The sequence below is a fragment of the Arthrobacter sp. zg-Y895 genome (genome assembly GCF_020731025.1).
Lineage (GTDB): Bacteria > Actinomycetota > Actinomycetes > Actinomycetales > Micrococcaceae > Arthrobacter_B.
Genome location: NZ_JAJFZY010000009.1, coordinates 71,157 through 80,626 on the forward strand (window position 1 = coordinate 71,157; position 9,470 = coordinate 80,626).

The following is a 9,470-nucleotide window of genomic DNA, read 5'->3' on the forward strand; positions in this document are numbered from 1 at the left end:
GGAAACTGGCCGGACACGTATCGGCCTCCTCTTCGGCGGATTGGAACTCGTTTTGCGTTCACTACGACCATAAGGGGCCGCACCCTCGGTGAGCGGGCGCTCCTTTGTTACTCCTCGGTACCTCGTGTCAGGAAGTGGGGGTGCAAGGCCGTACACTGTGCTGGCGATCACTTTTCCGCCTCCTCGGGGGACGCGGCGGAACCTTCCCGAAGCTCATGCATTGACGCATGTCACCGGACGGACACCTGTTCGTAACCCGCCCCGCCTAGCATCACCCTTCGTAATCACTCGCTGTATCCCCTGCCGCCGTATCCGGCGGCCATTACCTGTCGGCCGCACGCCGACCAAGGAGTATGAGGCATGAGACCTTTCCCATGGAAGGCCGCGCTCGGGACCGCCCTGTCAGCAGGCCTGCTCGCCGCCCCGCTGACCGCATTCCCGGCCTATGCACAGGACGGCAACGCTGCCGGTCCCGGCATCATCATCAACGAGGCATATCTGTCCGGCGGCAGCGCCAACGCCCCGTTCAACACCAAGTTCGTGGAGCTCTACAACCCCACCAGTGAACCGGTGAGCCTGGACGGCTGGTCCCTCCAGTACCGGGCCGCGAGCGCCACCGCGGCGCCCACCGGCATCGGCACCCTCTCCGGCAGCATCGCTCCGGGCGGGTATTACCTGGTTTCGGGCGCCAGCAACGGCACCGCCGGCGCGGCCCTCCCGAACGCCGACGCCACCATCGGCGCCAGCTTCGCCGGAGGCGGCGGCACCCTGATCCTCGCGAACCAGGGCACCAGAATTGATCCCCTGCCCACCGGTTCGGTCATCGGCGCTCCCGGCGTGGTCGACCTGCTCGGCTACGGCACCTCCAACACCTTCGAGACCGCAGGCGCGGCCGCACCGGCCGGCAACTCGGATCCGAAGTCGCTGAACCGCACCGGGTTCGCAGATTCGAACAACAACGCCGCCGACTTCACCCTCAGCACGTCGGTCACCCCCACGTCTTCGGCCGGCATGGCTCCCACCGAGCCCACCCCGACGCCGACGCCGACACCCACACCCACGACGCCGGTACCGGTGCCGGTGCCGGGGGGCGCGGTTCCGATCGCCGAAATCCAGGGCACCGGCGCGGCCAGCCCGCTGATCGGCCAGACGGTCACAACCCGCGGCAAGGTCACGGGCGTCTACGCCACCGGCGGCTTCAACGGCTACTACATCCAGACCCCGGGTACAGGCGGTGACATCACCCCGGCCACGCACACCGCCTCGGAAGGTATCTTCATCTTCTCCGCGGCAACTGCAGGCCAGGTGACCGCCGGCGACTACGTCGAGGTCACGGGTACCGTAGGCGAGTACTACAACCTCACGCAGCTCACCGTCGCCGACGGTGCCATGACGAAGCTCAGCGAAGCGGCGCCCGAGGTCAAGCCCGCCGCCGTAGCGTGGCCGGCCACCGAGGAACAGCGCGAGACCTTTGAGGGCATGCTCCTGGCACCTCAGGGCGAGTTCACCGTCACCGATAACTTCTCGCTGAACCAGTACGCAGAGATCGGCCTCGCCGCCGGCAATTCTCCGCTTGTCCAGCCGACCGCCGTAGCTGCCGTCGGAACCCCGGAGCACGCCGCCGTCGTCGCAGACAACGCTGCCCGTGCCGTGAAGCTCGACGACGGCGCCAGCACCAACTTCCTCAACGCCGCCAACCAGGGCAAGCCCCTGCCCTACCTGACACCGGAAAACCCGGTCCGGGTGGGTGCCGCAGCTGCCTTCAGCACCGGCGTGATCCTCGATTTCCGCAACAGTGCCTGGAAGTTCCAGCCGCTGACCGAACTGACGCAGGCCAACGCGGCGACCGCCACGCCGGCGTCGTTCACCAACACCCGCACCGCGGCGCCCGAAAGCGTCGGCGGCAACCTGAAGCTCGCGTCCTTCAACGTGCTGAATTACTTCACCACCACCGGTGACACGCTGTCCGGCTGCACCTTCTACAAGAACCGCAGCGGCGAACCCGTGACCGTCAACGGAGGCTGCGACGCCCGCGGCGCCGCCAACGCAGCGAACCTGGAACGCCAGCAGGCCAAAATCGTGGCCGCGATCAACGCCCTGGGCGCCGACGTCGTCTCGCTGATGGAGGTGGAGAACTCCGCCAAGTTCGGCAAGGACCGCGACGATGCGCTGTCCCGGCTGGTGGCAGCGCTCAACGCGCAGGCACCGGGAACCTGGGACTACGTCCGCTCCCCCGCGGCCCTGCCTGCCGATGAGGACGTGATCCGCTCCGCTTTCATCTACCGCACCGGAACAGCCGAACCTGTCGGCGAATCCACCATCCTGGACAACGAAGAGGCCTTCTCCAACGCCCGCGAACCGCTGGCCCAGGCCTTCCGCCCCGCCGGCGCGGAAGACGGCACCGAAATCCTCGCCGTCACCAACCACTTCAAGTCCAAGGGTTCGGCACCCTCCTCCGGCGAGAATGCCGACACCGGGCAGGGCGGCTTTAACGCAGACCGCGTCCGCCAGGCGCAGGCGCTGGTGGAGTTCGCCGGGACCGTATCGGAAGCAGCAGGCACGGACAAGGTGTTCCTGCTCGGCGATTTCAACGCCTACCACGCGGAGGATCCCATCAAGGTGCTGGTTGACGCCGGCTACGTTGACCTCGGTGCAACCACGGGCAAGCACTCCTACGCCTTCGGCGGGACCGTCGGCAGCCTGGACCACATCCTGGCCTCCCCGGCAGCCAATGAAGCGGTCACCGGAGCGGATATCTGGAACATCAACTCCGTGGAGTCGGTGGCCTTCGAATACAGCCGCTACAACTACAACGCCACCGATTTCTACGCACCGGATCCTTACCGTGCCTCGGACCATGACCCGATCCTCGTCGGCATGGACCTGACCGCCGAAGGTACGGACACCGCCACGCTGAACCTGCTGAACATCAATGACTTCCACGGACGGATTGATGCCAACACGGTGCCGTTCGCCGGAACCGTTGAGGAACTGAAGGCTGGCGCACCGGAGGGCAGCTCGCTGTTCCTGTCCGCGGGCGACAACATCGGCGCGTCCCTGTTCGCTTCCTCAGTGCAGCAGGACCAGCCCACCCTTGACGTCCTGAACGCCCTCGGGCTGCAGGCCTCGGCCGTCGGCAACCACGAGTTCGACGGCGGTTTCGCGGACCTCACCGGCCGCGTCGACGCGGGTGCACAGTTCCCCTACCTGGGCGCCAACGTCTACACCAAGGGCACCACCACGCCTGCGCTGCAGGAGTACGAGATCATCGACGTCAACGGAGTCGATGTCGCCGTTATCGGCGCCATCACCCGGGAGACTGCAAGCCTGGTCAGCCCGGGCGGAATCAGCAACCTGGACTTCGGCGATCCGGTGGAAGCGGTCAACCGCGTAGCCGAACAGTTGGTGGAGCAGGACCTCGCCGACGTGATCATCGCCGAATACCACGAGGGTGCCGGCAGCGGCACTCCCGACGGCGCCAACCTCGATCAGGAGCTGGCGGCCGGCGGTGCCTTCGCGGAGATCGTCAATGACACCACCGAACTGGTCGATGCCATCTACACCGGGCACACCCACAAGCAGTACGCCTGGGATGCAGCCATTCCCGGCGGCGACGGCAAGACCCGTCCCGTAGTGCAGACCGGTTCCTACGGTGAATTCATCGGCCAGATCCGGCTCGAATACAACGAAGCAACCGACGAGGTCACTTCCTACACCGCAGCCAACGTGGCCCGCACCAAGACGGCCGCACCGGCACTGGTAGCCACCTACCCGGCAGTGGCCGAGGTAAAGCGGATTGTCGACGCCGCCCTGGCCTACTCGGCGGAAGTGGGCAACCAGCCCGTCGGCTCCGTCACCGGAGACATCACCTCGGCCTTCGTGGGTACTGCCCGCGACGACCGCAGTTCCGAATCCACCCTCGGCGCGTTGGTGGCAGATTCACTCCTGTCCACCCTTGCCGCCCCCGAACGCGGAGGCGCCGAGATCGGTGTCACCAACCCGGGCGGCCTGCGTGCCGAGCTCTACTACGGCGAGGACGGCGTCATTACGTACGCCGAGGCCAACGCGGTTCTGCCCTTCGTCAACAACCTCTGGACCACCACGTTGACCGGTGCCCAGCTGAAGACCATGTTGGAGCAGCAGTGGCAGCCGGACGGCAGCTCACGCGCCTTCCTGGCCCTCGGCCTTTCGGACAACATCACCTACACCTTCGACCCGGACCAGCCCCGCGGCTCACGGATCCAAAGCGTCACCATCAACGGTGCCGCCATGGACCCGGCCCGCGATTACCGGGTGGGTACGTTCAGCTTCCTGGCCCAGGGCGGCGACAACTTCACCGTCTTCAAGGAAGGCAAGAACACCCGCGATACCGGCCTGGTGGACCGTGACGCCTGGATCAGTTACATCTCGGCCAACAGTCCGCTGTCCCCCGACTTTGCCCGTCAGGGCGTAGTCGTCAAGGGTGCACCCAGCACGGTCAAGGCAGGCACAGCAGCGACGTTCACCGTCGGCCAGCTGGACCTGACATCGCTCGGCAGCCCTGCCAACACCTCGCTGGCAGTCAGCTTCGTGAACGCTGCCGGAACCTCCACGGCCCTGGGCACGGCGTCGGTCAGCGCCAGTTCCGCCACAGTGACCGCGACGCTTCCCGCGTCGGCCTCCGGCGCCGGATCCCTGGTGCTGAAGGCTGCTGAATCCGGCACCACGGTGACCTTGCCGGTCACGGTTGAGAAGGCTGCGGCGCCGGCACCGGTCTGCAAGGCGCCGATCGCGCCGAAGCAGTGGTGGGACGTGCGCGGCTGGGTCCGCTACGCCTACGAACTGGCGCAGTACGTTCTGTGCCTGGCCGGACGGAAGTAACCCGCTAGTAAAGCAATGACAGAAGCGCCGCCTTGGGTTTACCCGGGGCGGCGCTTCTGCGCTGTGGACAGCTATGGTGGTGATCCATTCCCCTTAAACCACCGCAGGCCGCCGGTGGATTCCGGCGGCCTGCGGTGCTGGTGTGGGACTAGTCCGGATCAGCGGCTGCGTTTGCCTCCGCGTCCGCTCCCGCCTTCACCCTCCATATCAATCTGTTCCTTGCTGACCTCTTCCGTGACGGTGGCCTCTTCTGTCACCGTTTCGGTGTCCAGCCGGACACGCTCGACCGGAACTGCTTCCTTTTCCACCACGGGCTCCTCGGCGTGGAGGGTCACTTCGTGTTCCTCCTCGCTGATGGAGGGTCCGTCCATGGCAGAGCCCCGGTTGGCGTCCGTGATGGGCTCACGCTCAATCCGGGCTTCCTCATGGCTGACCGGAACCGTCTTGGTGACGTTCTCAGTGGTGACGTACTTGCGCAGGCGGGCCCTGCCTGACTCCCGGCTCTGCTTGCCAACATGGAGCTGCTCCTCGGAGCGGGTCATCGCATCGTCCGTAGTGGGGCCGGAAGTGTCATGCCCCACCTGGCCGTGGTCTGAGCCCCGGCTGCTTTCCGTCCGGCCGGAGGTCCCGCTTCCACTCGAGGTCCCGCTTCCGCTCGAGGTCCCGCTTCCGCTCGAGGTCCCGACGCCGGACCCGGCAGAGCTCCGCTGGCCGGAAGTACCCGACGTGCCGGACGTGCCGGACGTGCCGGACGTGCCGATGGAGTAGTAGCTGTAAAGCTCGTCCTGCTCCTGGTCACTGAGATGTCCGTCCTTCTCCACCCGCGGAGCGTCCTTCACCATCTCTTTGGAGTACGGCACCCGCACAACAGATCCCTCAACCGAGGCGTCGGCCAACGGCACAAAGCTCTCCTTAGAGCCAAAGAGCCCGGTCTTGGTGGTGACCCATGCCGGCTGGCCCGACTCGTCATCCAGGTAGATATCCCCTGCCGAGCCAATCTTTTCCCCGTTCGGCCCTTCCACGGTTCCGTGGTTCATAATCGTGTCGATCTGTTCGCTGGTGATCACGTTGTTCTCCTGTATTCCGCGCCTCGTAGGCGCATGGTGCTGCCTTGGTATCTGCATCCCCCGCTTCCCCCACGACTTTTCCGCCGGTTTCCTTCGGGCGCCGGCGGTTCGCCCGGCTGTCAGTCCCCCAGCCCGGCCTTGTCCACCCGGCGGTGGAAGCGCATACCACCCAGTCCGCCGAGGATGGCGCCGATCAAAGCGACTGCTGCGGCCACGAGGGCGGCAATGATTGTCGACGCCGTTGCGTTGTCACCGAACATCGGAATCTGCGGGAATCCGTTGAGTTCAACCAGGATGTTGAACTGGTCGCCGGCGATCGCGGCCAGGATGGCTGCCACAATGGCGATGACCACGGCCCAGACCCAGACGGCAATGCCCTGCTTCATCCCGTTAAAACGGGCCATTCGTCCTGCAACGTACCCGCCGCAGTAATAGGCCACGAAGAGGATCACGAGCAGGATGATGGTCCCGGTGATCGTGATGGCCGTGGCATCCGGGCTGTCGTCGTTCAACAGCACTGCCGCTCCGAGGGCGGTGGCCAAGGCGCTCAGCAGCACCGTGGTTCCGATGGCGGTCAGCCAGCCAAAAAACGCCGAGCCGATCTTCACTCCACCGAAGGTCGCTTTCTCACGGTCAACCACTTGCCGGCGGCTGGTGTTGTCCATCCCATCGCCCCGCGTGCCGTCCGGAGTTGGGTCTCCGGCTTCTCGGCGCTCTCCGGACCCCTGGCCGGCAGCCTTTCGTCCGTGGTCTCCTGCCGCACTTGCACTTGTGCTCATGAAGGTGTCCTTTGCGGTAAGAGCAGCCGGGGAATTCCCCTTTTGGCCACTGGTACTCCCAACGCTAGGCTGAACCGGGGGAAATAAAAAGGGTACTTAGTATATGGAGCCCTTGACACCCTCCCTCGGCCTTGACCTTCCTGCGCCTTCGGGAATTGATCCGACCCCTCCCGGGTTGTAGCCAGCAATACACCGTCAAGATTCATCTAGGAGAAATCATGACAACTCAGCTCGAATCGACTTCCCCGGCCCTCACCGACTGGATCCCCGCCAAGCAGTTCATTGGTGGGCAGTGGCGCGACGGCCGTTCAGAGAAGACCCTCACGGACACCAACCCCTTTGACGGTTCGCAGCTGATGACCATGCAGCAGGCCTCCCGCGAAGACCTGAACGACGCGTACGCCGCAGCAGAGGAAGCCCAGAAGGATTGGGCAGCCAAAACACCGAATGAGCGCCGAACCGTCATCGCCCGCGCCGCAGAGATCTTCGAAGAACGCCGGGACGAGATCATTGCCTGGCTCAACGCCGAATCCGGCAGCACCATGCTGAAGGCCAACATTGAAGTTGCCTCCGCCGCCTCCATCACCCGCGAGGCAGCCACCTTCCCGCACCGTGTGTCCGGCAAGATCATGGATTCGGACACCCCGAACAAGGAACTGCGCGTCTACCGCGCACCGCTGGGCGTGGTCGGCGTCATCAGCCCGTGGAACTTCCCGCTCCACCTCTCCCAGCGCTCCGTGGCTCCGGCACTGGCCCTGGGCAACGCCGTCGTCCTGAAGCCTGCCAGCGACACCCCGGTCACCGGCGCCCTCATCATCGCCAAGATCTTTGAAGAGGCAGGCCTGCCCGCGGGCGTGCTGAACGCCGTCGTCGGAGCCGGCTCGGAAATCGGCGACGCCTTCGTGGAGCACCCGACCCCGCGCATGATCTCCTTCACCGGTTCCACACCGGTGGGCAAGAACATCGGTGCCCTGGCCGCCACCGGCGCCACGCTGAAGTACACGGCACTTGAGCTCGGCGGCAACAGCCCGTTCGTGGTTCTTGCCGACGCAAACGTTGACCAGGCAGTCCGCGCCGCAGCGATGGGCAAGTTCCTGCACCAGGGGCAGATCTGCATGGCCGTGAACCGGATCATCGTCGAGGACGCCGTCTATGACGAGTTCGTCGAGAAGTTCACGGCGCACGTGAAGACGCTGAATGCCGGCGATCCGACCGACCCCAAGAACGTCGTGGGCCCGATCATCAACGCCAAGCAGCTCGAGGGCTTGAAGACCAAGATCGAGACCGCGAAGTCCGAAGGCGCACGCCTGATGATCGAAGGAGAAATCAACGGCCAGGTACTTTCCCCGACCGTCTTCGCCGACGTTACCAAGGACATGGAGCTGGCCCGCGAGGAGATCTTCGGCCCCATCGCCGGGATCATGCGCGCCAAGGACGCCGAGGACGCACTGGCCCTGGCCAATGACACCGACCTCGGCCTCTCCAGCGCCGTCTTCACCGCCAACCTGGAGGAGGGCGTCAAGTTCGCCCGCCGCATCAAGGCAGGCATGACGCACGTCAATGACTTCCCGGTCCAGGACGAGGCGCACATTGCCTTCGGCGGCGAGAAGAACTCCGGCCTCGGCCGCTTCAACGGCGAGTGGGCCATCGACGAATTCACCACGGACCACACCATCAGCGTCCAGCACGCTCCGCGGGAATACCCGTTCTAATCCGGTAACGGATACCTGCAGGTAAACGACGACGGCGGTCCGCACCAATAGGTGCGGGCCGCCGTCGTATTACGTCTTGGCTACACTTGCACGCGACACGCCCCAGGGCGTCTGGCGCACTGTTAGTCTCCCTCTCACCGGCCCGGAAACTCCGCGCCGAACTACTGGGGGAATTGATTGGATTGACCGCTTCTTTTTCACGCCGAGCCCGCATATGCGCCTTGGTTCTCGCGTCCGCTGCCTTGCTGACCGCCTGCGGCGCGGATAAGGCAGCCGAGCCGGCAACTTCGAAGAGCGCGACGGCTACACCGTCCACTTCGGCAACACCGTCGGCGACGGCGTCAGCGACGGCGTCAGCGACAACGCCTGCTGCAACACCGTCAGCGACGCCGGCGCCTACGGAAACGCCCGTTCCTGAACCGGCAGCGCCGGTCATCGTCACCACCCCCAACGGGCTGCACAGCTTCACCCTTCCGGCCGGATGGTCGGCCGTTCCGACCGAACCGCTGCCCATGCTTGCCCATAGCGTCGGTCTGTCACCGGCGGCCTTCAATATTCTGGACTCAACCGGGAACCCGGTAGCCAAGTTTGAGAGTGGAGCCGACCTCCACAACATCTCAGTAATTAGCCCGGGGCACATCATGTACGACGTACAGGAACTGCCCGGCTACACGAACAAGGTTGGCGAGCCTGTCTATTTCCAGTTTGAATCCCGTCCGACCTACGCAGCACCGGGATCTCCCAGTCGCGGCTACTATGTCCAGCTTGAGGATGACGGCTTGCCGGACGCGGATGGTATGGATGGCGGCAATGCCTACGGCACGGTTTTCATGTCTGACGGCGACATCAGGTTCGAAGCCCTCATTGATCCCGGAGCCTTCGCGGACGACGCCGCAGCCCGGGCCTGGATGCAGACCGACATCTACCAGCAACTGAAAGCTATGATGCTTTCGCTGACCTACAACGGCTAGGGACAGAACGACGGCGGGGGGGGCCCCCGGTAGGTGGGGCCCCCCCCGCGGTTAACGTTGTTTCCCCGTTAAAACGATATC

At 65.0% G+C, this 9,470-nt stretch carries 5 protein-coding genes; 3 read left to right on the plus strand and 2 right to left on the minus strand.

Translation table 11 applies throughout. The features are described 5' to 3' along the window. Window positions 1-360 precede the first annotated feature (360 nt). Window positions 361-4,860, plus strand: a complete 4,500-nt coding sequence (locus LJ760_RS14390) for an ExeM/NucH family extracellular endonuclease (protein WP_227923913.1) — start codon at window positions 361-363, stop codon at window positions 4,858-4,860. A gap of 158 nt (window positions 4,861-5,018) precedes the next feature. Here the strand turns inward: LJ760_RS14390 and LJ760_RS14395 are convergent, their stop codons facing one another. Together LJ760_RS14395 and LJ760_RS14400 are read right to left on the minus strand one after the other, a co-directional pair. Then, entirely contained in the window at window positions 5,019-5,927 is a 909-nt protein-coding gene (locus LJ760_RS14395; protein WP_227923914.1) for a DUF2382 domain-containing protein, read from the minus strand. 119 nt (window positions 5,928-6,046) lie between these two features. Then, complete coding sequence (locus tag LJ760_RS14400; RefSeq protein WP_227923916.1) at window positions 6,047-6,706, minus strand: hypothetical protein; 660 nt, start codon at window positions 6,704-6,706, stop codon at window positions 6,047-6,049. 218 nt (window positions 6,707-6,924) lie between these two features. On the opposite strand from LJ760_RS14400, the gene LJ760_RS14405 reads away from it, so the two are divergent. Together LJ760_RS14405 and LJ760_RS14410 are read left to right on the plus strand one after the other, a co-directional pair. After that, window positions 6,925-8,418 (plus strand): aldehyde dehydrogenase family protein, encoded by a 1,494-nt coding sequence (locus LJ760_RS14405; RefSeq protein WP_227923917.1) that lies wholly within the window; start codon window positions 6,925-6,927, stop codon window positions 8,416-8,418. A 182-nt stretch (window positions 8,419-8,600) separates the two neighbouring features. Beyond that, a complete protein-coding gene (locus LJ760_RS14410; RefSeq protein WP_227923919.1) occupies window positions 8,601-9,389 on the plus strand; it encodes a hypothetical protein in 789 nt (262 codons plus the stop codon). Window positions 9,390-9,470 lie beyond the last annotated feature (81 nt).